Below are 22,971 nucleotides of genomic sequence, written 5' to 3'. Positions count from 1 at the left end.
GAATCTACGAACCTGCGCGCTTCAGAGTTCGTCGTGCTCCCCGGGGGCGAAGAGCCGGGCCCGGGGCGCGCCCGCCGCGATCCAGCCGATGGGCAAGACGGTGCCGGGCGGCAGCACGGAGTTGACCTGCAGCACGCTGTGGATCCGCAGCTCAGAGCCGGCGCCCGCGACGGCCCCCGGGAAGACGCAGGCGCCGGTGGCCACGAAGACCTCGTCCTCCAAGGTCGCCCCGTTGACATGGGCGTGCGGGCCGACGAGCACCGCGTCACCGATCACGGCGGGGTGCGCGGACCGCCCCCGCACCAGCGCGTTCTCCATCACGACGACGTCCGCCCCGACCCGCACCTCGCCGTCCTCCGCGGTGAGCACGGCCCCGTGCAGCACCCGGCTGCGCTCACCGAGGACGACGGCCCCGCACAGGACGGCCGTCGGGGCGACGTACGCGGACTCGGGGACGACGGGGCGCCGCCCGCGGTGCTCGATCAACATGGCGGTCCTCGCCTACTCGGGAACGACGGCTGTCGCCGTGATCTCCACCAGCTGCCCCGTGTACCCGAGGCACGCCACGCCGATCAGCGTCGAGGAGTGCGGACCCGCGCTGAGGCCGGACGCCTCGACCACACTCCAGACGGCGGACAGTACGGCCGGCTCACCGCTCACCACGTACACGTCGGTCGCCACGACGTGCGCCAGATCGCTCCCCACGGCCTCCAGTTGCTCCCGCAGGTTGGCGATGACCTGCTCGGCCTGCCGCACCGGATCCCCCGGCCCGACGAGAGTGCCGTCCGGGCCCAGTGGGACGGAACCGGCGAGGAAGGCCAGCCGTGTGCCGGCCTCGACGACGGACACGTGGGAGTAGGTGGGCGGCGGGAAGAGGGCCGGGACGGTGACGCGGCGGATCACGTGAGGTCTCCGATCTGCGGACGGCGACAGGACAACCCACCGATCATGAGTGCCCCGGCACGCGCACGCACCCGTATTTCGGTTCCCGGCGGCCGGGCCCTCCCCCTACGCTTCCCCGGACCCCACCTGCCGAGGAGCCCGCCGCGGGACACGTCGTGCGGAACTGGCGGGACGGCCCGGCCGCGCTCAACCGGGCCGTCGCCGACGCGGAGACGCTCCTCGCCCGGGCCGTTCGCGCCGTCACCGCCGGGTGAACTGCACGCGGGTCGGCTGGACGGTGTCCGGGCGGACCGGGAGGCCGTCGACGGTGAGCTGTTCGCCGTAGATGTCGGTGAGCCTGAGGGAGCCGCCGCAGCCGGTGCCGCCGGGGGAGAGGAAGTAGTTGTACTCGGTACGCGTCAACCGGGTCCAGCCACCGCCGCTCCTGACCTCCAGCCGGGCCAGCGGGTTGCGGTGGCCGAGTGCCTGGATGCCGCACCAGTGGCGGCTGGAGCCGGTCTTGTAGCGGATCGAGACCGTGCCGGACGTGCCGGGGCTCAGCAGGCTCCAGGTGATCGGTATCCGGCCGGCGGAGAGACCGGCGAGTTTCGCGAAGGCCTCCTTGCTGAGGTCGAGTTGCCCGGGGGCGCAGGGCAGCGGGCACTCGTTGGTGACCCGGACGGTGACGGAGGCGCCACTCGCGGCGCGGACCAGGATGTACGCACCGCACGCCTGGGACGTCTCGTAGTCGGTGTGGTTCATCGCCGCGACCATCAGGTCGGGGCTCGGGCCGTACAGGCAGGCGCCGTCACCGTCCTTGGCGTCGTAATGGGTGGCGACGCCGGTGTAGGTGGTCCCGGGCTTGATCCGTCCCGCCAGGGGCGCGGTGCCGGACGCCGGACGCGGTGCGGACGAGCGGGTGGCGGCGGGCGAGGGCCGCGCCGGTGTGGCGGTCGCGGTGGGAGTGGCGGAGGACGGGGAGACCGTCGAGGACGGGGAGGTCGTGGAGGGCTTCGGAGCCGGTGCCGGATCGTGTGCCGTGCGCGAGGCGCTCGGCCGGGTTCCGGCGGACGCCTCGGCCGCCGTCCGTACCGTGTCCGGTTCGCCGCCCGGGCGCAGGGCGATCACGAACGAGACGAGGAGTCCGACGGCCGCCACGGCGACGGTCCAGGCGAGGGCCGTGCGCCGCTTGCGAAGGGGACGGCGATGGGATGCGGATGCCACGGATGAGTCCTTCGAGTCCTTGCGTGGTTCAGGAGAACGCGCGCTCACGACTCACCAGTGGTCGCCGGGGCCGGAAAGGTTGCCGGGCGTCCGCTTCCGGGTTGCGTACATAAAGAACGCCGGTTCCGGGCCGTCCGACACGTTCCGGAAACCTATTCTCCAGGAACCCCGCCTACCGTGGGCAGCCACACCCCGCCCCGGCCGCCGTCGCCCGAAGGCTTTCCCCTGCCCTCGTCGAGACGACAGGAGCCCCGTGTCCCGCCGCATCACCCCGCACCTTCCGCCCTGGCTCGCGCACGCCCTGAGCGCGCAGCGGGGGCCGGTTCCCTGGAGCGCGGTGACACGGGGGGCCCTGTCCGCCGGGCCGCTGCTGCTCCTGGCCGTACAGACCGGTCTCACCTCCCTCGGCGTCGTCGCCGCGATCGCCGCCATGCTGGCGGGCATCAACGACCGGCCCGGGAGCCGGCGCGTCTCCGTCCGGCGGATCGGAGTGCCCGCCCTGGGCGGTGCGCTGGGGCTCGTGGCCGGGACGTACACCGGGCAGCAGACCGGGGCGGTCGTGCTCACCGTGGTTCTCACGGTCGTCGGGCTCGTCGCCGGAGGGATGAGCGCCGTCGGGCCCGTCGCGTCCGCCGTCGGGACGCAGTTGCTGGTCGGCTCGGCGGTCGGCGCCGGGATGCCCCTGCCCGAGCCGGGCTGGGAGCGGGCGCTCGCCTATCTCGCCGGGGCGGGATGGCTGCTCGTGCTGCGGCTCGTCCTGCCCACGCCCGGCTCCCTCACCGGTGACTTCCGCTTCGACGGGGAGCGCGCTGCCGTGGCCCGCGTGTACGAGGCCGTCGCCGAACTGCTAGACGCCGTCGGCGGGCCGGACGCCATCCCCCGCCGGGCCGCCCTGACCGCCGCCCTCGACCACGCCCAGGACGCCCTCACCGGGCCCAGGCTGCGCAGGTACGCCTCCTCCTCCGCCGAGCGCCGGCTGCACGCGCAGTACGCTGCGGCTCTCCCCCTCGCCGAGGCCGCCACCGCACTCGCCTGGGCCGAGGAGGCCATCGCCGAGCGGGCCTCCCAAGGCCCCCGGCGGCTCGCCTCCGCCGTGCGCGGCAACACCCACACCGGGCCGCTGCCCGCCCCGTCCCGTTCGGCACCCGCCCTGCGCGCGCTCGACGACGCCCTCCTGCACGCCGCCGAGGTGTTCGACCAGGGCCGGGGCGGTGATGATCTGCACACCCGTCCTCGCAGTGCCGGGGACCGGCTGCGCGCCGTTCTCGGCAGTGCCGGACGCGAGTACGGGCTCCGCGTCGCCCTCTGCTTCGGCGCCAGCTCGGCGGTCGCCCAGGCCCTGCACCAGAGTCAGTGGTACGGGCAGCACGAGCACTGGTACTGGCTGCCCGCCACCGCCGTGTTCCTGGTCAAGCCCGATCTGGGACCGCTGGCCTCGCGGGTGCTGAACCGCGCCGCCGGGACCGTCCTCGGGGCGCTGCTCTTCGCGGGGCTCGCCGCAGTCCTGCCCCACCCGGAAGGGCTCATCGCGCTCGTCGCCCTCAGCGGCGCGCTCATACCCGTGGCCACCCGGCACTTCGCCGCCCAGACCGCCGTCGCCACCGTCCTGGTCCTCGCGCTCGTCATGGTCGGCGGCGAGCCCCAGGCCTCCGCCGGCCGGATCGGCGAGACGCTGCTGGCCTGCGCGATCGTGCTGATCGTCGGGCACCTGCCGATGCCGGGCCAGCGCGGCGGGGGAGTGCGCGCCCGGCTCACGGCGGCGAGTGACGCCGCGTACGCCTACCTCACGCACGTCCTCGACGAGGCCGACGCCCCGCGCATCGGGACCTCCGGCACCTCCTCCGACCACCGCGCCACCCGCTGGACCCTGCGCCGCGAGGCCTACCGCACCCTCGCCGAGGCCCGGTCTGCCGGCTCCCTGGCCGCGCACGAACTGCCCGCCCTCGCCCGGCACACCGAGGGCGCGGACGAGGTGACCGACCTTTTGGAACGCCTCGTCGACACCACGACCGCCTGCGCCGTGCACCTGGACGACACGGGCCGGATCGGGCCCCACCACAAGGAGCGCCTCGCGGCCGCCCTCACCGATCTCTCCCGCCGGGGAGAGCGGGTGGGACTACGCCCACCGCCCCGCACACCCCTGGCCGGCTAGCCCCGACCCGGGGGTCGCTGTGAGTGCAGGCTTGCCGGGCGTCCTGCGGGTCTGCGGTAACTCGGCCGCCGGTAGGTTCCAGGTGCCGAGGAGCATGCCGGGTTCCTTTCGGAAGCCGGCAGACGGGGATGGTGAGGCCAGGGGTGTGCGCCCGGCCCGCCCCACGACAGAGCCGTGACGGGATGTGCGGTTCGGCTCATGCCGCCCTACGACGCCGTCGTACGTTGGCGTGGTGACGCCTTCTGCCGCGGACAGTCCCGCCGAGCTCATCATCAGCGCATGTACCGTCCTCGTACACGACGATCAAGAGCGGATCGGGTTCGCCGAGGACGCCGCGATCGTCGTACGCGGCGGCATCGTCGAGGCCGTCACCACCGCGGCGGCGGCCGCGGATCTGCCCGCCGCCGAGCGGATCGACGCCCGCGGCCAGGTCGCCCTGCCCGGCCTGATCAACTGCCACACGCACGCGCCGATGGTCGCGCTGCGCGGCCTCGCCGAGGACCTGCCGACCGAGGAGTGGTTCAACGACGTCGTCTGGCCCGTCGAGTCCAACCTCACGGCGACGGACGTCGAGTTGGGGGCGCGGCTCGCCTGCGCCGAGATGATCAGAGCGGGCGTCACCTGCTTCGCCGACCACTACTTCGCCATGGACGCGGTGGCCCGGGTGGTCGAGGAATCCGGCATGCGGGCGCTGCTCGGCGAGGCCTTCTTCTCCTCGCAGGGCCCCGAAGGCCGGGAGCGGTCGCTGGAGTTCGCGCTGCGCCACCGCGGCGCGGCCGACGGCCGGATCACCACCGCGCTCGCACCCCACGCCCCCTACACGGTCGACGACGCCGACCTCGCCGCCACCGCCGAGCTCGCCCGCACGCACGGCCTGCCGGTGCACCTCCACGCCGCCGAGAACCGGGACCAGACCGAGACCAGCCTGGCCCGCCACGGCGTCACCCCGATCGAGGTCCTGGAACGCACCGGCATCCTCCACACGGACCTGCTCCTGGCGCACGGCACCGGCATCGTCGACAGGGACCTTCCCCTGCTGGAGCGGTCGGACGGTCGTACGGCCGTCGCCAGCGCGCCCCGCGGCTACCTCAAGTTCGCCTGGCCCGACACCACACCGGTCCGCGCCCTCGGCGACATCGGCGTCGACGTGGGACTCGCCACCGACGGCGCCGCCTCCAACAACAGCCTCGATGTGTGGGAGTCCATGGCCCTCACCTCGCTGGTCCAGAAATCGGCCGAGGGTGACCCTCGCTGGCTGACCTCACGGCAGGCCCTGCACCACGCCACACTGCAGAGCGCCCGTGCCGTGGGCCTCGGGGACAGCGCCGGCGGCATCGCGCCCGGCCGACGGGCCGACATCGTCCTGGTCGACCTCACCGGGCCGCACACCCAGCCCGTCCACGACCTCGCCGCCACCCTCGTGCACAGCGCCCGCTCCGCCGACGTCCGCACCACGATCGTCGACGGACGGATCCTGATGCGGGACCGGAAGCTGCTGACGATCGACGTGCCGGCGGTGGTACGGGAACTGGAGGAGCGCCTGCCCGCACTCGTCGACCGCAGCCACGGCCGGCGCATCCAGCAGTACGACACCTGACACCTGACACCCGACGGCACGCGCTCCGCGGACTTCCGCGATCCGGGAAATGCAGTTCATGTTCGCGCCCGAGTGGGACGGGCGCTGCCACAGCTGCTCCACATTCCGGTACCAAATGGTGCATTACTCGACATACGGGCGCGGCCTCGACGGCCTCGGCTCGGCCGCCGACCTGCCGGACCTCACCGCGCTGGGCCGTCAGGAGGAGTGGAAGGAACCCCGCAAGGGGCGCGCGTCGACCCGTGGGGCGCCTGCGAGAAGTGGGCGCATCCGACATCACGACGAGTGCGACGACCGATACGGAAAGTGAACATATAGGCCAAGAGGCTGAGAAGTTGGTCACACTTAGCGGTGAACGCATGTCAACTACGTCTCAGTACCGTCACTTCGCGAGCCGTTCACCCCATGGTTGGCGTTTAACTCTACGAGTACAGCGCTACATGGAGGTGCAGGGTGAACGGGCGAACGGTGCTCGAGCGCTTTCCCGCCGGTGGGCCGCGTGGCTCCTGGCCTGCGGAGGAGTTCGCGCAGGCGCGGCGCAGCGAAGGCCTGCCCGCCGAGGTCGTCATGGACCTCGCCACGGACATGTTCCTGGTGATCGTGCGCAGCGGGGACGTGGCCGACGCCACCGCCTGACGTGTGCCGTCAGCCCGCCTTCGGCGCCGGCACCTTCCTGGCCGACGGGGGTGACGAGGCGAACTGCTCCGCCTGGAGCGCGTACAGCTCGGCGTAGACGCCGCCGGTGGCCAGCAGCTCCTCCGGTGTCCCGGACTCCACGAGCCGCCCCTGGTCCAGGACGTGCACCAGATCCGCGTGCCGTACGGACGCCAGCCGGTGGGTGATCAGTACGACCGTCTGGCCGCTGTCGGCCAGGGCGCGGATCCGCTCGAAGACCTCCAGCTCGGCCCGGGCGTCCAGGGCCGCCGTCGGCTCGTCCACGATCAGGATGCGGCCCCTGCGGTAGGCCGCCCGGGCGATGCCCAGCCGCTGCCACTGGCCGCCCGACAGTTCGTGACCGCCGCTGAAGTTGCGGGCGAGCAGCGTGTCCAGCCCGCGCGGCAGGTCCGCGACCACCGTCTCCGCCCCCGCGTCGGCGACCGCCGCGCCCAGCCGGTCCTCGCACACGGGCACCGAAGGGCGCCCCAGGGCGACGTTCACCCGCGCCGTGAACGGCCACCGCTTGAAGTCCTGCGCCACCATCGCGATCCGCTCGGCCAGCCGGTTCCGGTCCGCGGTCGCCGCGTCCACGCCGTCCCACAGGATCCGCCCACGCTCCGGCTTGTAGAGCCCGGCGAGCAGCTTGACCAGGGTCGTCTTGCCGGAGCCGTTCTCGCCGACCAGAGCCACGATCCGGCCCAGCGGCAGGTTCAGCGTCACGTCGTCGAGAGCGGGGCGGGCCGAGTCGCCCGGGTAGCGGAAGGTGACGTTCTCGAAGCGGATCTCACGCGGATCCTCCGGCAGCGGCGCACCGCCCGCCGGGATCGCCCACTGGTCCGCCTCGGTGTACAGCCGGTGCAGGTCCCCGACGAAGAGCGCCTCCTCGTGCAGCGCGTTGACCTCCACCACGAGCGTGTCGAGGCTCTGCGAGCCGGTCCGGATCGCGATCACGGCCGTGCCCGCGACCGACAGGGCCATCGCGCCCGCCAGCAGCAGCCCGCCCAGCGTCGCGTACGTGGCCACCGTCGCCAGGCCCGTCAACGCCGCCGCGATCAGGCCCGTGCGGGCGGCGAGCCCCGCCAGGCGGGCCTGTTCGGCCTCGGCCGTCTCCGACATCGCGCGGAAGTGCCGCAGCAGGAAGGAGCCGACCCCGTGCACCCGGATCTCGGGGGCCGCCTCGGGCTCGATCAGGAGGTTCCCGAGCAGCCGGCCCGCGCGGGCGTGCTGCACCCAGGCGTGGAAGGACTCGTAGCGCCGCCGGGCGACGGTCAGCGCGCTCCAGGCGCTCGGCAGGGTCATCGTCACCAGCAGCGGCAGCAGTGCGGGGTGCAGCACGGTCAGCACGCCCGCCGCCGCGACCAGCGAGATCATCGCGTTGATCACGCGGGTCCCGTAGGAGATCATCCGGCGTGCCGAGGCGGCGCCGTACTGTGCGGTGTCCAGCAGCTTGTGGAAGGCGTGGTCCTCGATCGCGGCCAGCTCGACGGCCGCTGCCCGCTCCAGATACCGCTCGGTCGCCACCCGCTCGACCTTGGGCTCCAGCCGGCCGGTGGCGTAGGTGCTGGCGGCCCGCAGCAGGGCCGCGAGGAACATCACGACGGCCACCGTCACCAGGGCGGGGACGGCCCCGCGCAGGCGGTCGCCGATCTCCCCGCCGCCCATCAGCCGGGCCAGCACCGTGTTCACCGCGAGCAGACTCACCGCCTGCGCCGCGCCCCGGCCGGCCTCGGCGGCCAGCACGATCCGCGCCGCGCCCCGGTCCGCCTGCCGGGCGAGCCGGAGGCTGGACGCGAGCAGGGACGGCAGCCGGGTGATCATGGCGCGGAAGTTCAGCTCGAGGAACGCGTCGGCGTGCTGGTTCCAGCCCATGTCGTAGCGCAGTGGTCCGCCGAACAGCAACCGCTCCGACTCGGACACCTCCGGCGCGGTCCGCTTCTTCCCCACCGTCGACCGACCTCCCCGCCTCGTGCCCCGTCCGTGAGCGGCCCACTATTGCGGGGCGGAAACCGCCCCGGGCAGGGCGCAGCCCGGGGCGCCGGATGCGCGCGGGCGCACGACCTGGCCGGAAGGAGGTGCGGGGCGGCGCGCGGGGTGCGGGGTGGTGCGGGGGTGGTGGTGTGCAGGCCGGCTGTACGGGGGCGGTCGTTCGCCGGGGCCGGAACCGCGTCCGGGGGCCGGAGCCGGGCCGGGATCAGTCAGGGCGCGTCTACGCGCTGACCGGACGCGACCAGGACGGGGCCGTCCCCGTCGCGCGGCACAGCGCCAGGTAGAGGGGGATCGGCGGCGTGTACGGAAGGGTGCCGTCCGGGCGGTGGATCAGGTCGGGGACCTCCACCAGGTCCGGGACGGCCGCGCCGGTGGCGTACCGCGCCGGTGCGGGCCACTCCAGGGCGTGGTCGGAGTCGGACGGCACCAGCCACCACCAGTGCGTCTCGTCCGCGTAGACGCAGCCCACGCGGGGCAGCCGGGGCATGATCAGCGGGCCGACGTGGGCGGGGACCGCGACCGCGTCGCAGCCGAGCGGGGCGGTCATGCCGTCGGGCACGGGCAGCCGCAGGGCCGGGCCGGACGTCCGCAGCCCGCGCCGGACGCGCACCAGCGTGTCCAGGTTCAGCATGATGCCTCCCCGTGCGGGACTCACGCGTGCCCCCGCTCTCGGCGGCGCTCTTGCGAGGGAACCCCAGGGACGCCCCTCGTGTGCCGTGCCCGGTGGGTCCCGTCCCTGTCGTCCGGGTCGTCGGACGGGCCGCGCTTGGGTCGGGCGCCCCAGCCCAGGTCGCCCCGAGGTCCGTCCGGCTCGTGCGAGGTGTCCGCCGTGCGGGGCAGCTCCGCCCAGACCAGCAGTCCGGGGCCGTTCTCGTGGGCACCCCAGGAATGGCAGAGGGCGTCGACGAGAAGCAGTCCCCTCCCGTGCTCCTCCTCGGGCCGGGTCCGGCTCGCGGCGTGCGGCTGGCCAGGGGCGCAGCCCTCGTCGTGCACGGCTATCCGCACCAGGTCGTCACCGTCGTGCAGCTCGCACACTATGTGGGTGCTCGCCGTGTGCACGATGGCGTTGGTGACCAGCTCGGAAACCACCAGGGCCGCGCTGTCGCACGTGTCCTCGCACACCGACCAGCCGGTCAGCCGGGCTCGCGTCAGGCGTCTGGCCTGGGCGGGAGAACCCGCGTGTGCGGCCAGCTCGAAACGGAACCGGCGCCTGGCAGCGGCCCCGAGGGAGGCCTCTTCCATGGCGGCGCCGAGCCCGGGAGGGCCTGCGGCGGCGTCTGTTCCTAAGGGCGCGGCGGACGGAATCACGCTTGCCACTATCGCCCCGCCGTGAACACTTGGCAAGTGTCACTCTGAAAATTGCAGAGTGCTGGGTGACGGTTTGGAAGGCCGTGGCACACTGCTCGCAACAGCACCCGGCGCGGCGCCAGTTGAGATCGTCGAAGGTTCGTTCGAAACGTTTGTTCGGATCGATTCTTCGAAAGGGATCCTCGAATGGCGCCGCCGGGCTGTCAGCGTTCCTTCGTGGCCGGCTCGTCAGAACTCTTCGTGGAGGTGGAGCGTGAGTGAACCGCGGTCCGCACCGACGGTCGGTCAGGTCGTGCTCGGCCGACGCCTGTTGGACCTGCGGGAACGCACGGGCATGAAGCGCGAGGAGGCCGCGCGCATCCTCCGCGTCGCCCCCGCCACGGTCCGCCGTATGGAGATGGCCGAGGTCGCGCTCAAAATCCCCTATCTGCAACTGCTCCTCAAGGCCTACGGAATCTCCGACGAGGAGGCAGAGGCCTTCGTCCAGCTGGCCGAGGAGGCCAACCGGCCCGGCTGGTGGCAGCGTTTCCACGACATCCTGCCCGGCTGGTTCTCGATGTACGTGAGCCTGGAGGGCGCGGCAAGCGTCATCCGCAGTTACGAGCCCCACTTCGTCCCCGGGCTGCTGCAGACCGAGGACTACGCGCGCGGGGTGCTCCGGTCGGGCGCCATCGGCCAGACCCGGCCCGAGGACATCGAGCGTCATGTCGCCCTGCGCATGCAGCGCCAGGACCTGCTCACCCGCGAGGACGCGCCCCGACTGTGGGTCGTGATGGACGAGACCGTGCTGCGTCGCCCGGCCGGCGGCCCGGAGGTGATGCGCGCCCAGATCGACAAGCTGCTCGACGCCACGAAGCTGCCCAACGTGACGCTGCAGATCGCCCCGTTCGCCAGCGGGCCGCACCCGGGGACCTACGGGCCGTTCGTGCTGTTCCGATTCGCCATGCCCGAACTGCCGGACATGGTCTACAGCGAGTACCTGACCGGCGCGGTCTATCTCGACGCGCGCACCGAGGTGGCGACCCACCTGGAGGTCATGGACCGCATGGCGGCGCAGGCCGCTACGGCACATCGCACGAAGGAGATCCTCCGGGATCTCCGCAAGGAGCTGTGAATGGATCGCATCAAGCCGCGCAAACACGTCTACAACGGCATGCCCGCGCGTGACTTGGGCAGCGAGGGCTGGCACAAGCCGTGGAGCGGCGGAAACGGAGGCAACTGCCTGGAGGCGATGAAACTCGCCGACGGCCGGATCGCCGTCCGGCAGTCCACCGACCCCGACGGCCCGGCGCTGATCTACACCACCGACGAGATGACGGCCTTCATCGAGGGGGCGAAGTCGGGGAAGGCGGACTTCCTGCTGTCCTGACGTGATTGCCTCTGCTGCCGCTCGACGTCCTACGCTGCCATTCATCGCTGGTGCTGAATTGACCACCCTCTGTGCCCTACGGAGTGCCTCATGACCGGGCAGGACCCCACGTCGGCCGTCCAGATCGACACGACCAGACCCCATCCCGCGCGGATGTACGACTGGTACCTCGGAGGCAAGGACAACTACCCGGTCGACGAGGAGATGGGCCGGCAGATGCTCACCCTCGACCCGCGGGTGCCGGTGATGGCCCGGGTCAACCGCGCGTTCATGCACCGGGCCACGCGTTGGCTGGCCGGCAGCGGGGTACGGCAGTTCCTGGACATCGGCACCGGCATCCCCACCGAGCCCAACCTCCACCAGATCGCCCAGGAGACCGCGCCCGGCGCCCGGGTCGTCTACTGCGACAACGACCCCATCGTCCTCGCCCACGCGGCGGCCCTGCTGCGCGGCACGGACGAGGGCGCGACCGAATACCTCCAGGCCGACGTGCGTGACCCGGACGCCATCCTGGAGGGCGCGCGGAAGGTCCTGGACCTCACCCGGCCCGTCGCGCTGTCGCTCGTCGCGCTGCTGCACTTCGTCTCCGACGAGGACGGCGCCCACGACCTGGTCCGGCGGCTGCTCGCCGAACTGCCCTCCGGCAGCTACCTGGTGATGACCCACGCGACCGCCGACTTCACCCCGGAGGAGTCGAAGGCGGCCACCGAGAAACTGCGCGCCGCGGGCGTCACCCTGGCCCTGCGCTCCCGCGAGGAGTTCACCCGCTTCTTCGACGGCCTCGACCTCGTCGAGCCCGGCGTCGAGGTGCCCCACCGTTGGCACCCGGAGCTGGGGCAGCCCGTGCCCGGGCAGGACGACGGGGTGATCCCGGGATACGGGGCGGTGGGGCGCAAGCCGTAGTGCTTGCGGAGGCCGGGGGGCCTACGGGGCGGTGGGGCGGTGGGGCGCAAGCCGTAGTGCTCATGTACGCCCGCGGGCCTACGGGGCGGGGGCGCAAGCCGTAGCACTCACGGAGGCCCCGGGCCGGTCACGGTGGCGGCAGCGCACCGCACAGCGCCTCCAGGGCCGGCCCATAGGCGTGCTCGGAGGGGGTCGCGTACCCCACGACGAGCCCGTCGCCCACCGGCATGTCCGTCTCCGGGTGCCGGAACGCGGCGAGGCCGTCGAGGGCGACGCCCTGCCAGGCGGCGGCCTTGACCGCGGACGCCTCGGTGCCGGGCGGCAGCCGCAGCACGGCGTGCAGCCCGGCCGCGATGCCGGTGGCCTCGACGTGCGGCGCGTGCTCGGCGAGCGCCGCGACGAGCCGGTCCCGGCGGCCGCGGTAGCGCTGCCGCATCCGGCGTATGTGCCGGTCGTACGATCCCGAAGCGATGAAGTCCGCGAGGCTCAGCTGGTCGAGGACGCTCGCCCACGCCTCGCGCTCGCCCTTGGCGGCGAGAACGACCTCGACATGCCGCTCCGGCAGTACCATCCAGCCCAGCCGCACCGCCGGCGACAGGCTCTTGCTGACCGAACCGATGTGGATCACGCGCTCGGGGTCGAGCCCCTGGACGGCGCCGACCGGCTTGCGGTCGTAGCGGAACTCCCCGTCGTAGTCGTCCTCCAGCACCAGACCGTCACGCGCGCGTGCCCAGTCGATCACGGCGGCCCGGCGCGTGGGGTGCAGCGGGCCGCCGGTCGGGAACTGGTGCGCCGGCGTGAGCAGCACGGCCCGCTCGCGCGCCAACCGGTCGATCCGCGCGCCGTGTTCGTCGAGGGGAAGCGGTACCGTCCGCACTCCGGCCGCGGCCAGGACGTGCCGGTGGAACCCGAGCCCGTACGCCTCCACCGCCAAGGGACCGCGCAGGACGCCGCCGAACAGCAGCCGCAGCGCGTGCGCGAAGCCGGAGCAGATCACGATCCGGCCCGGCTCGGTCCGCACGCCACGCGCCCGTGCCAGGTACTCCGTGAGCGCTTCCCGCAGTTCCGGCCGGCCGGCGGGGTCGCCCGGGCCGAACACCTCGTTGGGCGCCTGCTGCAGGGCCCGCCGGTAGGAGGCCAGCCAGGCGGTGCGCGGGAACGCCGAGACGTCCGGTGTGCCCTGCGTCAGATCGTGCCGGGGGCCACGCGCGCGTGGTGGTGCCTTCTTGGGCACGCGGGCGGCGGGCCGCAGCGGCTCGGCGCGCTCCGCGACCCGGGTGCCGGAGCCTTGCCGGGCGGTGAGCCAGCCCTCCGCGACGAGCTCCGCGTACGCGTCCGCCACCGTGTTGCGGGCGACGCCGAGGTCCGCCGCGAGCGAGCGGTACGGCGGCAGTCGCGTGCCCGGGGCGAGCCGCCCACTGCGCACCGCCTCGCGCAGGGCCCTGATCAGCGCCGCCCGCCGGCCGCCCGGCCCGGTCAGCTCCAGATGCAGGTCGGACCCGATCCGCTCCGCGGAATTGACCCAGGATGTCACCATGAAAGTGCACCCTACAGCGGGTCTTTCCAGCTCGTAACTTGAAGGGTATGACGACGACCGCGAACACGAGCAGCATCCACCCGACGTCCGCCCGGCCGGAGTTCGGCGCCTCCGCCCCGAAGGCCTTCCGGGCCCTCATCGCCTTCGACGCCGCCGCCCGCGAAGGCATCGACCCGGCCCTCGTCGAGCTGATCCAGATCCGCTCCTCGCACCTCAACCACTGCGCGTACTGCCTGCACATGCACACCAACGACGCCCGCAAGGCCGGCGAGAGCGAGGACCGGCTGCACATGGTCGCCGTGTGGCGCGAGGCCCGTCACTTCTTCACCGAACGGGAGCAGGCGGCTCTCGCCCTCACCGACGCGGTGACCCTCATCGCCGACGCCGGCGTCCCGGACGATGTGTACGCGCGCGCCGCCGCACTGTTCGACGAGCGGGAACTCGCCCAGGTGCTCGCCCTGATCTTCGCGATCAACACCTGGAACCGGCTGGCGCTGTCGACGGGGAAGGTCGCGGGGACGGACGATCGATGACATCCGTGGGCGGCCCCTGCGGCCCCTGCGGCCCCTGCGGCCCCTGCGGCAGGGTGCTACGCGGCCATGGGCCGGTCGTACGGCCCGATCGGCGTCGGCAGCCTCGCAGTGCCCGTCAGATGACGGTCGACGGCCGCGGCCACCGCCCGCCCCTCGGGCCCGGCGGCCCAAGGCGGCCCGGCGGCAGGGTGCTACACCGTCTTGGGCCGGTCGTACGGCCCGATCGGCGTCGGCAGCCTCGCAGTGCCCGTCAGATGACGGTCGACGGCCGCGGCCACCGCCCGCCCCTCGGCGATCGCCCACACGATGAGCGACTGCCCCCGGGCCGCGTCCCCCGCGGCGAAGACCCCGGGCACGTTCGTGGCGAACCCGGAGTCCCGCGCGATCGTCCCGCGCGGCTCCATCTCCAGCCCCAGCTGGTCGACGAGCCCGTCCTCCCGGTCCGGCCCGGAGAAGCCGAGGGCCAGCAGCACGAGGTCGGCGGGGAGCGTCCGCCCCGTGCCTTCCATCGGACGGCGCCGGGCGTCCACCTCGACCAGGTGCAGCGAGCGCACCCGCCCCTGCGCGTCGCCGTCGAAGCGCAGCGTGGACGCCGCGAACAGCCGCGCATCCGCGTCCGCGACCGGGGCGGTCCGCAGGTCACGTGCCTCCTCATGGGCGGCGGACAGCCGGTAGATCCGCATCGGATACGTCGGCCAGGGCTCGGTGTCCTCGTCGCGCTCCGCGTCCGGCAGGGCGTAGATGTCCAGCTGGGTCACGGATGCGGCGCCCTCCCGGACGGCCGTGCCCAGGCAGTCCGCCCCGGTGTCGCCGCCGCCGACGATGACGACGTGCTGACCGGCTGCCGACAGCGGAGACGTCTCCAGATCACCTTCGCGCACCCGGTTGGCCAGCGGCAGGTACTCCATCGCCTGGTGAATACCCGTCAGCTCCCGTCCCGGCACCGGGAGCTCCCGCCACGCGGTCGCCCCCGTGGCCAGCACCACGGCGTCGTAGCGGGTCCGCAGTTCGCCGGCCCCGATGTCCCGCCCGACCGCCGTCGACGTCCGGAACTTCGTCCCCTCGGCCCGCATCTGCTCCAGCCGCCGCTCCAGATGACGCTTCTCCATCTTGAACGAGGGAATGCCGTACCGCATCAGCCCGCCGAGCCGGTCGTCCCTCTCGTACACGGCGACCGTGTGCCCGGCCTGCGTCAGTTGCTGCGCCGCGGCCAACCCGGTCGGGCCCGAGCCGATCACCGCGACCGTCTTCCCGGACAGCCGCTCCGGCGGCCTCGGCGGCGCGAACCCCTCCTCCCAGGCCCGGTCGGCGATCGCGCACTCGACGTTCTTGATGGTGACGGCCGGCTGGTTGATCGCCAGCACACAGCCCGCCTCACACGGCGCGGGGCACAGCCGGCCGGTGAACTCCGGGAAGTTGTTCGTGGCGTGCAGCCGGTCGGCGGCCGCCCGCCAGTCCTCCCTGGACACCAGGTCGTTCCACTCGGGGATCAGATTGCCCAGCGGACAGGCGTCGTGACAGAAGGGGATGCCGCAGTCCATGCAACGGTCGGCCTGTTTGCTGATGATCGGCAGCAGCGCCCCGGGGACGTGGACCTCGTCCCAGTCGTGCGCCCGTTCCTCGACCGGCCTGCGCGGCCAGTCCTGGCGGGGTGTGGTCAGGAAACCCTTGGGATCGGCCATGGCCGTCTTCCTTGCGTGCGCGTGGGACAGGCCGTGTGCCGTCGGGCGGCATACTTCACTCGTCGGCGGCACTCTTTCGCCACGATACGTCCGCCTCCCGGCCGGTGCCCGCCCGCCGCGTGGCACGGGCGTCAGGTGAGCGCCAGCACGTACGCCAGCGCCGCCGCGGCCGAGGCCGCCGTGCGGACGTGGTTCCACAGCGTCCACCCGCGCAGGTACACCGGCCAGTACGCCGCTGCCTCCGGAGTGCCCGGCTCCAGCCCGGCCAGGGCGTCGTTGCGCGGCACGTTCGCGACCATGGTCAGCCCGAACGACCCGAACAGGTACAGCGCGCTGCCCACCAGCAATTCCACCGTCCCCTCGTCCGGCCACAGCACGAACGTCACCACGGCGATCACCGCGCACAGCACGGCCGACCCCAGGAACACGATCATGAAGGGCAGCGTCACCGCCGCCACGTTGACCGCCTGCATCGCGGCGACCCCCTGCGCGGGCGGCAGCATGCCCAGGCCCCGCATCACGAAAGTCGAGAACCCGCAGAACACCCCGGCCACCAGACCGGTCCCGAGCGCCCCCAGCACCGTCAGCACGAAATACGGTCCGTCGATCATGTCTCTCTCCCGCTGTCCAGCCGGAATCCCGCCCGGCACCCTTCCTCGCCCCTAGTGAATGCCCGTACGAGCACGGTGACCATGGCCGAACGGCGCGGCGGCATAAGCGAACGTCCACGCGCGATCGAACGGCCGTGCCGACGGCATGACGCACGCCCCGGTGCCTCTCACGTCGGTCACCCCGCGGAACCGAGCGACGCCTCGGTCCACCCCCGCAGCACCGCCGCCACCGTCGCCGCGATCCGCCGCCGCGCCTCGTGTCTGGGCACGCCGCTCATCAGCAGCCGGTCGTACGGCGTGTCCAGATGTCGTACGGACGCCACGACCGCCGAGGCCACCGCGCTCTCGGTCAGCGCACGCCCCGCCGCGCTGCGGCCCACCCGCCCGCTGCCCCGCTCCGAGGCGTGCAGGGCGATGGCCCGCGCCCGAGCGGCAGGGCACCCGGGGAACAGCCGGAGTATCTCCGCCGCGAACGCCTGCGCGAACAGGGCGTCCTGAGCCGTCCGCCGCCGCGCGTCCCGCACCCGGCGCCGCCGTCGCGCCTCGGCGTCCGCGAGACACCGCTGCTCGGCCCGCGCGAGCGCCGCCTCCTCGACCAGCACTCCCTGCCGTTCGTACCGGCTCTTGCGCCGGTTGAACCGCACGACCACCGCCGACAGCGTGCTCTCCTCCCGCGATCTGCGCGTCAGTGCGGTGTCGCCGCTCGGCAGGAACACCAGATGCCCGAGGTCGGCGCAGTCGAGGCAGCGGGGGGCGCCGTCCTCGAGGACGAGCAGCGGCAGCGGTCCTCGCCGGCACTCGGCGCAGTACCGCCGCGTGAGGGGCTGGAAGACGAGAAGTCCGGTGAGAGGCGGAAGCGTCGCGCGGGGGACCATAGGGGGTTCATTCCCCCTGACGGCAGCGCGAACTACGCACGCCACGACAGACCCTGGCGATCCGGTCCGCGCCTCTGGACGGCACCCCCGGGGCGGGACGCCTCCTGCCCCGGCCTGACGCATCATGGGCCGTGTGCGATTCGAAGCGATCACCTGGGAACGGCTCGGCGACCTGCTCGCCGAACGCCTGCTCGACCTGAAGCCCGCCGACGGCAGTCCCTGGCCACGCATCGCCATCGACGGGGCCCCCGCCGCCCGCCCGGGAGGCCTCGCCCACCGCGTCAGTGAGGCGCTGCGCATACGCGGCCGCGCGGCGCTCGTCGTGGGCACGGAGGGCTTTCTCCGCCCCGCCTCCGTACGGCTCGAATACGGACACCAGGACGTCGAGACCTACTACGGCGGCTGGTACGACACCGGCGCCCTGTGGCGCGAGGTGTTCGGCCCGCTCGAAGCCGACGGCGACGGCCGCGTCCTGCCCGACCTGTGGGACCCGGCCGCCGACCGCGCCACCCGCAGCCCCTACGTCGAACTCCCGCCGGGCGGCGTGCTGTTGCTGCACGGGCCCTTCCTCCTTCGGCACTGGTTCCCCTTCGATCTGAGCGTCCACGTCCTCCTCTCCCCGGGCGCTTTGCGCCGCCGCACCCCCGAGGCGGAGCACTGGACCCTCGCGGCCTTCGAGCGCTACGAGGACGAGAGCGACCCGCTGAGGACGGCGGACGTCCTGGTGCGGGCCGACGATCCGCGCCGCCCGGCGTGGGGCGGCTGAGCCAGGGGCTCGACCCCCGGCGCCGGGCGGATGACGAGCTTGCGGCCGGGCCTGGGCGGGCCCCCTCCCGGCCTCCGTGTGCGGTCATCGCGCGGCCCGGCGAGAATGAGGGGCGCCGGGACTCGCGGTGCGGCCCGCGCCGCGCCGGCCGTCCGGCACCGGGAGGTACTCCATGACCACCGCCGGAGACATCATGCACCGCGGCGCCCAGTGGATCCCCGCCCACGAAACCCTCGACCGCGCAGCCCAGCTCATGCGCGAACTGAACGTCGGGGCCCTGCCCATCAGCGACGAGAACGAGCGGCTCTGCGGCATCCTCACCGACCGCGACATCGTCGTCGGCTGCGTGGCCATGGGCCACGACCCCGCCCGGGTCACGGCAGGCGAGATGGCCAAGGGAACGCCCCGCTGGATCGACGCGGACGCCGATGTCGGCGAGGTGCTGCGCGAGATGCAGGACTACCGGATCCGCAGACTGCCCGTGATCCGGGACAAGCGCCTGGTCGGCATGATCAGCGAAGCCGACCTGGCCCGGCACCTCGCGAAGGACCAGATCGCATCCTGGGCGCAGAGCGTCTACGCCACGACCGCCATGCACTGACCTCGCTCATCACCCCGCCGGCGCTCCGGAGTCCCTCGCGGGTCACGCCCCGCCTCAGAGCCAGCCGCTGCGCCGGAACCCCCGGTACAGGGCAAGACACGCGACGGATATCAGGCCGATCACCATGCCGTAGCCGTACCGCCAGTGCAGTTCCGGCATGTGGTCGAAGTTCATGCCGTAGACCCCGCAGACCATCGTCGGCACGGCGACGATCGCGGCCCACGCCGTGATCTTCCGCATGTCCTCGTTCTGCGCGACCGTCACCTGCGCGAGGTGCGCCTGCAGGATGGAGTTCAGCAGTTCGTCGAAGGCGGCGATCTGCTCCTTCGCCCGCAGCAGATGGTCCGAGACGTCACGGAAGTACGCCTGTATCTCCGGGTCGACCGCCCGGATGGGCCGGGTGGCGAGATCCTCGAGCGGCCGGCTGAGCGGCACCACCGCCCGCTTCAGCTCCAGCAGTTCACGCTTGAGCTGGTAGATGCGCCCCGGGTCCGTCCGCGCGCCGGTCTCCGAGAACACGTCCGTCTCGACCTGCTCGATGACCCCCTGCACCGAGTCCGTGACGGTCAAATAGTCGTCGACCACGTGGTCCGCGATCGCGTGCAGTACCGCCGACGGGCCCTTGGCCAGCTGGCCGGGATCGGACTCCAGCTCCTCGCGCAGCGGGCCGAGCGAGCCGTGCCGGCCGTGCCGCACCGTGATCACGAAGTCGGCGCCGACGAACAGCATGATCTCGCCGGTGTTGACCACCTCGCTGGTGGCCGTCAGTTCCTCGTGCTCGACATAGCAGACCGTCTTGAACACGGCGAAGAGTGTCTCGTCGTAGCGCTCCAGCTTGGGGCGCTGGTGAGCCTCGATCGCGTCCTCGACGGCCAGCGGGTGCAGGTCGAAGAGCTCGGCGATGCCGGCGAACTCCTGGTCGGTGGGTTCGTGCAGACCGAGCCAGACGAAGCCCTCCCGGCTCTTGCGCACCCGCTGCACGGTGTCCACCAGATCGCCGCGCGCGGGGGTGCGGACGCCGTCCCGGTACGTCACGCAGTTCACCACCGAGGAGCCCAGCGGGGACCGGGCCGGGTGACTCAGGTCGACGCGCGGGCGCCGCCGGGCCAGCCGGGCCACCCTGCGAAGACCGCCGACGCCGCCGAGGCTCGTGACCTTCCGCAGATTCCCTGCCATGGACATCCGGATCTCCTTGCGTGGAACCTCTCGCGCCGTTCCTGCGCCTTGCCGCGCCAGTCTGCCAGGCCTGCGTGAGCTGCGGGTAAGCCTGTGGAAACGACTCGTTCCGCTTGGTTCCCGGCTGTGGACGGACGACGCTCTGAGGCCCGTGGCCCTTGTGCGTCGACGCATTCCCGTGCCGGGCGGTTCTCGGCGGGGAAGCGCCCGAAGCGGCCTTCCGCGCCGAAGCGGGTCTCCCGGGCGAAGCGGGGTTCCGTGCCGGAGCGTCGACGAGTACGGATAAGTCGGACAACTGGGATGATTGTGGCATGACGCGAACCGACGGGTACCTCCTCGACCACCGGCAGACCGAGGCGGCAGAGCACTTCAGCGCCTTCGCCGCTCTTTTCGATCCCACGACCTTCCGGCACCTCGAAGCGCTCGGCATCGGATCCGGCTGGCGGTGCTGGGAAGTCGGCGCCGGCACCACCGTAATGTCCTGGCTGGCGAAGAAGGTCGGCCCGACCGGACGCGTCGTCGCGACCGACACCGACACGTCACGGCTCGCCTCCGCAGCCCGGCCACCCGTCGAGGTGAAGGCCCACGACCTCGGCGCCCAGGAGCCGCCGGGGGAGGGGTTCGACCTGGTGCACGCCCGCCTCGCCCTCGTCCAGGTGACCGACCGGGGACGGGCGTTGCGGTCCATGGTCAAGGCGCTGCGCCCCGGCGGCCGCCTCCTCGTCGAGGACGCCGACCCCACCCTCCAGCCCCTGCTCTGCCCCGACGAGTACGGCCCCGAACAGCAACTCGCGAACCGGCTGCGGCAGGGCTTCCGCAGTCTGCTCGCCGATCGCGGGACCGACCTGCCGTGCGGCCGCACCCTGCCGCGGCTGCTCCGGGACGCCGGACTGGCCCGGGTCCAGGCCGACGCCTACTTCCCCCTCACCTCGCCGGCCTGTGCGGCCCTGGAGTCCGCCACGATCCGGCAGATCCGCGACCAGCTCGTCACGGCCGGCCTCGCCACGGACCAGGAAATCGACCGGCACCTCGGGAATGTCACGTCCGGCGCGCTCGATCTGACGACGGCGCCGATGATCTCGGCGTGGGGGCGGAAGCAATAGCAGAGCGAGCGGCAGGGTCGTCAGCCGGGCAGCGGCGGTCGGCCGCCCACCCGCTCCACCGCTCGCGCGCCCGCCCGGCACCCCTCCGCCGCGGCGTCCTCCGGCCCGGCGCCCGCGAGCAGGGCGGCGAGGAACGCGCCGGTGAAGGCATCACCGGCGCCGGTCGTGTCCCGGGGCGTCGCCGGTGCGGCCGGGACGCGGGCGCGTACCTTCCCCGAGCGTGCCACGACTGCTCCCTCGTGCCCCTGCTTGGCGACGACCAGCGGCACGCGCAGGCTCAGCTCGGCCGCCGCCTCGGCGGGGTCCGCCAGCCCGGTCAGCAGGCACGCCTCGTCCCGGCTGGGCAGCAGTACGCCCACGCCCTCGACGAGCTCCAGGAACCGCTCGGCGCCCAGCTCCGCCAGGAACCCGGCCGAAGCCGGGTCAAGACTCACCGGCACTCCACGCGCGCGTGCGGCTGTCAGGGCCACCGTCACCAGAGCCCGGCTCGACTCGGAGAACAGGAGGTAACCCGACAGGTGCAGCCTGGCCACGCCGTCGAGCAGCGCGTCCGACCAGTCTGCTGGTGCGAGCCGCATCGACGCTCCGCCGTCGGTGAGGAACGTCCGCTCCGCGGCAGCGCCCCCGTCGACCATGCAGATCACCGTGCCGGTCGGCACCAACGGGTCGACGACGAGCTGCGGCCGCACCCCCTGGGCGGCCAGCTCCCGTTCGTGCCAGGCAGCCGCATCCGTCCCGACCCGCCCGAGCAGCCGTACATCCGACGCTCCCCGGTGAGCCGCCCAGCACGCGACATTGGCGCCCGCACCGCCCGCCACCGTCCGGATCGACGCGGTCGTGTCCGTGCCGGCCGCGAGCGGCCCCGCGTGCCGCGCGACGACATCCGTGATGACGTCCCCGACGACCAGCAACCCCCGGCCCGCGCCCGTACCCACGGAGTCCGTTCCCCCTGAGCCCGTTCCGCCTCCCCGTCCAGGCCCGCCGTCCGCCGTCATCCCCGAGCCCAGGCCGCCGCGATCCGCGCCGCCAGGCGTACGTTGCCGCGGACCGCCGCCAGGTTGGCGCTCAGGGAGGCGCCGTCCGTGTGCCGCACCAGATAGTCGAGCAGGAAGGGCGTGACCGCCTGGCCGGTGACCCCCTGCTCCTCACAGGCGCGCAGCGCGTCCGCGAGCACGCGTGCGTGCAGGTCCGGATCGAGCTGCTCTTCCTCGGGGACGGGGTTGGCGACGATCAGCGCCGACCCCGGCCCGTCCAGTGCGTCCTGGGCCACCATGACGCCCGCCACCTGCTCCGGCGTCCCCAGCGTCCAGTCCACCGGATGCCCCGAGTCCGAGAGGTAGAACCCGGGGAACCGGTCCGTGCCGTAACCGGCCACCGCGACACCCAGCGTTTCCAGCCGCTGCAGGGTCGCCGGCACGTCCAGGATCGACTTCACCCCGGCACACACCACCGTGATGCGCGTGCGCGCCAGCAGTCCCAGGTCGGCCGACTCGTCCTGCGTCAGCGTCCACTCCCGGTGCACCCCGCCGAGCCCACCCGTCGCGAAGACCCGCACGCCGGCCAGCGCCGCCAGCAGCGCGGTCGCCGACACCGTGGTCGCCCCGCTCGCCCCGGACGCCACCGCGAGCGGCAGGTCACGGTGGCCGAGCTTGCGGATCCCGTCCTCGTTGGCGACCCGCTCCAGCTGCTCCTTGTCCAGGCCCACATGAGGACACCCGTCCAGCACGGCGATCGTGGCGGGCACCGCGCCCTCCTGCCGCACGGCAGTCTCCAGCTCCAGCGCCACCTTGAGATTGCGGGGCCGTGGCAGCCCATGGGCGATGATCGTGGACTCCAGAGCCACGACCGGGCGGCGCGCGTCGATCGCCTCCCGCACTTCCTCGGACACCACCAGCACCACGCGCCTGCCTCCTGTCGGTCGGTCAGTCGTTCCCCTCCCTCATCTCTGGCGGGCGGCGCGCCGGGCCAAACCCTTGCGGGCCGACGGCGCCGTAACGAGCCTGGAGTGC

At 73.0% G+C, this 22,971-nt stretch carries 23 protein-coding genes and 1 pseudogene; 11 read left to right on the top strand and 13 right to left on the bottom strand.

Annotated elements, in window-relative coordinates; genetic code table 11:
• Window positions 1-21 precede the first annotated feature (21 nt).
• The 3 genes from ACFY9S_RS14095 to ACFY9S_RS14085 all read right to left on the bottom strand — a co-directional run bounded on the left by ACFY9S_RS14095 (window position 22) and on the right by ACFY9S_RS14085 (window position 2,106).
• Window positions 22-489: a gamma carbonic anhydrase family protein gene (locus ACFY9S_RS14095; RefSeq protein WP_391127216.1), complete on the bottom strand. Its 468-nt coding sequence runs from the start codon at window positions 487-489 to the stop codon at window positions 22-24.
• A 12-nt stretch (window positions 490-501) separates the two neighbouring features.
• Window positions 502-903 carry a Rid family hydrolase gene (locus tag ACFY9S_RS14090; RefSeq protein WP_391127213.1) on the bottom strand — a complete coding sequence of 134 codons (402 nt, stop codon included), beginning with the start codon at window positions 901-903 and terminating at the stop codon, window positions 502-504.
• Window positions 904-1,143: 240 nt separating this feature from the next.
• The gene (locus tag ACFY9S_RS14085; protein ID WP_391127210.1) at window positions 1,144-2,106 is read right to left on the bottom strand and encodes an expansin EXLX1 family cellulose-binding protein; all 963 of its coding nucleotides are present in this window, start codon (window positions 2,104-2,106) and stop codon (window positions 1,144-1,146) included.
• A gap of 253 nt (window positions 2,107-2,359) precedes the next feature.
• On the opposite strand from ACFY9S_RS14085, the gene ACFY9S_RS14080 reads away from it, so the two are divergent.
• From ACFY9S_RS14080 to ACFY9S_RS14065, 4 genes and pseudogenes are all read left to right on the top strand, one after another.
• Window positions 2,360-4,258, top strand: a complete 1,899-nt coding sequence (locus ACFY9S_RS14080; RefSeq protein ID WP_391127207.1) for an FUSC family protein — start codon at window positions 2,360-2,362, stop codon at window positions 4,256-4,258.
• Between the two features lie 232 nt (window positions 4,259-4,490).
• On the top strand, window positions 4,491-5,855 hold the full coding sequence (locus ACFY9S_RS14075; protein WP_391127204.1) for an amidohydrolase family protein: 1,365 nt from the start codon (window positions 4,491-4,493) through the stop codon (window positions 5,853-5,855).
• 124 nt (window positions 5,856-5,979) lie between these two features.
• A pseudogene (locus ACFY9S_RS14070) lies at window positions 5,980-6,165 on the top strand (DUF899 domain-containing protein); the annotation flags it as partial.
• A gap of 143 nt (window positions 6,166-6,308) precedes the next feature.
• Window positions 6,309-6,491, top strand: coding sequence for a hypothetical protein (locus tag ACFY9S_RS14065; protein ID WP_010039591.1), 183 nt, complete (start codon window positions 6,309-6,311; stop codon window positions 6,489-6,491).
• A 9-nt stretch (window positions 6,492-6,500) separates the two neighbouring features.
• Here the strand turns inward: ACFY9S_RS14065 and ACFY9S_RS14060 are convergent, their stop codons facing one another.
• The 3 genes from ACFY9S_RS14060 to ACFY9S_RS14050 all read right to left on the bottom strand — a co-directional run bounded on the left by ACFY9S_RS14060 (window position 6,501) and on the right by ACFY9S_RS14050 (window position 9,815).
• Entirely contained in the window at window positions 6,501-8,456 is a 1,956-nt protein-coding gene (locus ACFY9S_RS14060; protein WP_391127200.1) for an ATP-binding cassette domain-containing protein, read from the bottom strand.
• A gap of 262 nt (window positions 8,457-8,718) precedes the next feature.
• On the bottom strand, window positions 8,719-9,129 hold the full coding sequence (locus ACFY9S_RS14055) for a hypothetical protein (RefSeq protein ID WP_391127197.1): 411 nt from the start codon (window positions 9,127-9,129) through the stop codon (window positions 8,719-8,721).
• Between the two features lie 20 nt (window positions 9,130-9,149).
• The gene (locus ACFY9S_RS14050; protein ID WP_391127194.1) at window positions 9,150-9,815 is read right to left on the bottom strand and encodes an ATP-binding protein; all 666 of its coding nucleotides are present in this window, start codon (window positions 9,813-9,815) and stop codon (window positions 9,150-9,152) included.
• A 244-nt stretch (window positions 9,816-10,059) separates the two neighbouring features.
• Here ACFY9S_RS14050 and ACFY9S_RS14045 point away from each other — a divergent pair, with 244 nt between their 5' ends.
• The 3 genes from ACFY9S_RS14045 to ACFY9S_RS14035 all read left to right on the top strand — a co-directional run bounded on the left by ACFY9S_RS14045 (window position 10,060) and on the right by ACFY9S_RS14035 (window position 12,078).
• On the top strand, window positions 10,060-10,920 hold the full coding sequence (locus tag ACFY9S_RS14045; protein WP_391127191.1) for a Scr1 family TA system antitoxin-like transcriptional regulator: 861 nt from the start codon (window positions 10,060-10,062) through the stop codon (window positions 10,918-10,920).
• A complete protein-coding gene (locus ACFY9S_RS14040) occupies window positions 10,921-11,175 on the top strand; it encodes a DUF397 domain-containing protein (RefSeq protein WP_102913846.1) in 255 nt (84 codons plus the stop codon). It begins immediately after the preceding gene.
• Between the two features lie 90 nt (window positions 11,176-11,265).
• On the top strand, window positions 11,266-12,078 hold the full coding sequence (locus ACFY9S_RS14035; RefSeq protein ID WP_391127188.1) for an SAM-dependent methyltransferase: 813 nt from the start codon (window positions 11,266-11,268) through the stop codon (window positions 12,076-12,078).
• 127 nt (window positions 12,079-12,205) lie between these two features.
• Here ACFY9S_RS14035 and ACFY9S_RS14030 read toward each other — a convergent pair whose 3' ends face one another.
• Entirely contained in the window at window positions 12,206-13,615 is a 1,410-nt protein-coding gene (locus tag ACFY9S_RS14030) for an aminotransferase class I/II-fold pyridoxal phosphate-dependent enzyme (RefSeq protein ID WP_391127185.1), read from the bottom strand.
• Window positions 13,616-13,662: 47 nt separating this feature from the next.
• On the opposite strand from ACFY9S_RS14030, the gene ACFY9S_RS14025 reads away from it, so the two are divergent.
• Window positions 13,663-14,148, top strand: coding sequence for a carboxymuconolactone decarboxylase family protein (locus ACFY9S_RS14025; RefSeq protein WP_391127182.1), 486 nt, complete (start codon window positions 13,663-13,665; stop codon window positions 14,146-14,148).
• Window positions 14,149-14,339: 191 nt separating this feature from the next.
• Here ACFY9S_RS14025 and ACFY9S_RS14020 read toward each other — a convergent pair whose 3' ends face one another.
• The 3 genes from ACFY9S_RS14020 to ACFY9S_RS14010 form a co-directional block, all read right to left on the bottom strand.
• Window positions 14,340-15,830 (bottom strand): glutamate synthase small subunit, encoded by a 1,491-nt coding sequence (locus tag ACFY9S_RS14020; protein ID WP_391127179.1) that lies wholly within the window; start codon window positions 15,828-15,830, stop codon window positions 14,340-14,342.
• A gap of 131 nt (window positions 15,831-15,961) precedes the next feature.
• Window positions 15,962-16,441 carry an anthrone oxygenase family protein gene (locus ACFY9S_RS14015; RefSeq protein ID WP_391127176.1) on the bottom strand — a complete coding sequence of 160 codons (480 nt, stop codon included), beginning with the start codon at window positions 16,439-16,441 and terminating at the stop codon, window positions 15,962-15,964.
• Between the two features lie 176 nt (window positions 16,442-16,617).
• Window positions 16,618-17,316 carry a DUF2293 domain-containing protein gene (locus ACFY9S_RS14010; RefSeq protein WP_391127173.1) on the bottom strand — a complete coding sequence of 233 codons (699 nt, stop codon included), beginning with the start codon at window positions 17,314-17,316 and terminating at the stop codon, window positions 16,618-16,620.
• 124 nt (window positions 17,317-17,440) lie between these two features.
• Here ACFY9S_RS14010 and ACFY9S_RS14005 point away from each other — a divergent pair, with 124 nt between their 5' ends.
• On the top strand, window positions 17,441-18,082 hold the full coding sequence (locus ACFY9S_RS14005; protein ID WP_391127170.1) for a uridine kinase: 642 nt from the start codon (window positions 17,441-17,443) through the stop codon (window positions 18,080-18,082).
• Between the two features lie 172 nt (window positions 18,083-18,254).
• On the top strand, window positions 18,255-18,683 hold the full coding sequence (locus ACFY9S_RS14000) for a CBS domain-containing protein (RefSeq protein WP_180989858.1): 429 nt from the start codon (window positions 18,255-18,257) through the stop codon (window positions 18,681-18,683).
• Between the two features lie 54 nt (window positions 18,684-18,737).
• On the opposite strand, the gene ACFY9S_RS13995 is transcribed toward ACFY9S_RS14000, so the two are convergent.
• A complete protein-coding gene (locus tag ACFY9S_RS13995; protein ID WP_391127167.1) occupies window positions 18,738-19,865 on the bottom strand; it encodes a CorA family divalent cation transporter in 1,128 nt (375 codons plus the stop codon).
• 305 nt (window positions 19,866-20,170) lie between these two features.
• Between ACFY9S_RS13995 and ACFY9S_RS13990 the strand changes: the two genes are divergently transcribed.
• Complete coding sequence (locus tag ACFY9S_RS13990) at window positions 20,171-20,962, top strand: methyltransferase (RefSeq protein ID WP_391127164.1); 792 nt, start codon at window positions 20,171-20,173, stop codon at window positions 20,960-20,962.
• A gap of 20 nt (window positions 20,963-20,982) precedes the next feature.
• Here ACFY9S_RS13990 and ACFY9S_RS13985 read toward each other — a convergent pair whose 3' ends face one another.
• Together ACFY9S_RS13985 and ACFY9S_RS13980 are read right to left on the bottom strand one after the other, a co-directional pair.
• Window positions 20,983-21,957: a PfkB family carbohydrate kinase gene (locus ACFY9S_RS13985; RefSeq protein WP_391127161.1), complete on the bottom strand. Its 975-nt coding sequence runs from the start codon at window positions 21,955-21,957 to the stop codon at window positions 20,983-20,985.
• Entirely contained in the window at window positions 21,954-22,862 is a 909-nt protein-coding gene (locus ACFY9S_RS13980) for a pseudouridine-5'-phosphate glycosidase (protein ID WP_391127158.1), read from the bottom strand. The genes ACFY9S_RS13985 and ACFY9S_RS13980 overlap by 4 nt, the downstream gene beginning before the upstream one ends.
• Window positions 22,863-22,971 lie beyond the last annotated feature (109 nt).

This window comes from Streptomyces sp. NPDC012474 (genome assembly GCF_042955185.1).
Lineage (GTDB): Bacteria > Actinomycetota > Actinomycetes > Streptomycetales > Streptomycetaceae > Streptomyces > Streptomyces cahuitamycinicus.
The sequence above is the reverse complement of the archived record's forward strand: the minus strand, read 5'-3'. Positions and strand labels throughout refer to the sequence as shown.

What these genes read in the sequence shown, in the direction of transcription:
- ACFY9S_RS14015 (WP_391127176.1), bottom strand. Translation starts at nt 16,441, where the DNA reads ATGATCGACGGACCGTATTTCGTGCTGACGGTGCTGGGGGCGCTCGGG.
- ACFY9S_RS13990 (WP_391127164.1), top strand. Translation starts at nt 20,171, where the DNA reads ATGACGCGAACCGACGGGTACCTCCTCGACCACCGGCAGACCGAGGCG.
- ACFY9S_RS14040 (WP_102913846.1), top strand. Translation starts at nt 10,921, where the DNA reads ATGGATCGCATCAAGCCGCGCAAACACGTCTACAACGGCATGCCCGCG.
- ACFY9S_RS14055 (WP_391127197.1), bottom strand. Translation starts at nt 9,129, where the DNA reads ATGCTGAACCTGGACACGCTGGTGCGCGTCCGGCGCGGGCTGCGGACG.
- ACFY9S_RS13995 (WP_391127167.1), bottom strand. Translation starts at nt 19,865, where the DNA reads ATGTCCATGGCAGGGAATCTGCGGAAGGTCACGAGCCTCGGCGGCGTC.
- ACFY9S_RS14030 (WP_391127185.1), bottom strand. Translation starts at nt 13,615, where the DNA reads ATGGTGACATCCTGGGTCAATTCCGCGGAGCGGATCGGGTCCGACCTG.
- ACFY9S_RS14035 (WP_391127188.1), top strand. Translation starts at nt 11,266, where the DNA reads ATGACCGGGCAGGACCCCACGTCGGCCGTCCAGATCGACACGACCAGA.
- ACFY9S_RS14005 (WP_391127170.1), top strand. Translation starts at nt 17,441, where the DNA reads ATGGGCCGTGTGCGATTCGAAGCGATCACCTGGGAACGGCTCGGCGAC.
- ACFY9S_RS14010 (WP_391127173.1), bottom strand. Translation starts at nt 17,316, where the DNA reads ATGGTCCCCCGCGCGACGCTTCCGCCTCTCACCGGACTTCTCGTCTTC.
- ACFY9S_RS14025 (WP_391127182.1), top strand. Translation starts at nt 13,663, where the DNA reads ATGACGACGACCGCGAACACGAGCAGCATCCACCCGACGTCCGCCCGG.
- ACFY9S_RS14095 (WP_391127216.1), bottom strand. Translation starts at nt 489, where the DNA reads ATGTTGATCGAGCACCGCGGGCGGCGCCCCGTCGTCCCCGAGTCCGCG.
- ACFY9S_RS14000 (WP_180989858.1), top strand. Translation starts at nt 18,255, where the DNA reads ATGACCACCGCCGGAGACATCATGCACCGCGGCGCCCAGTGGATCCCC.
- ACFY9S_RS13985 (WP_391127161.1), bottom strand. Translation starts at nt 21,957, where the DNA reads ATGACGGCGGACGGCGGGCCTGGACGGGGAGGCGGAACGGGCTCAGGG.
- ACFY9S_RS14020 (WP_391127179.1), bottom strand. Translation starts at nt 15,830, where the DNA reads ATGGCCGATCCCAAGGGTTTCCTGACCACACCCCGCCAGGACTGGCCG.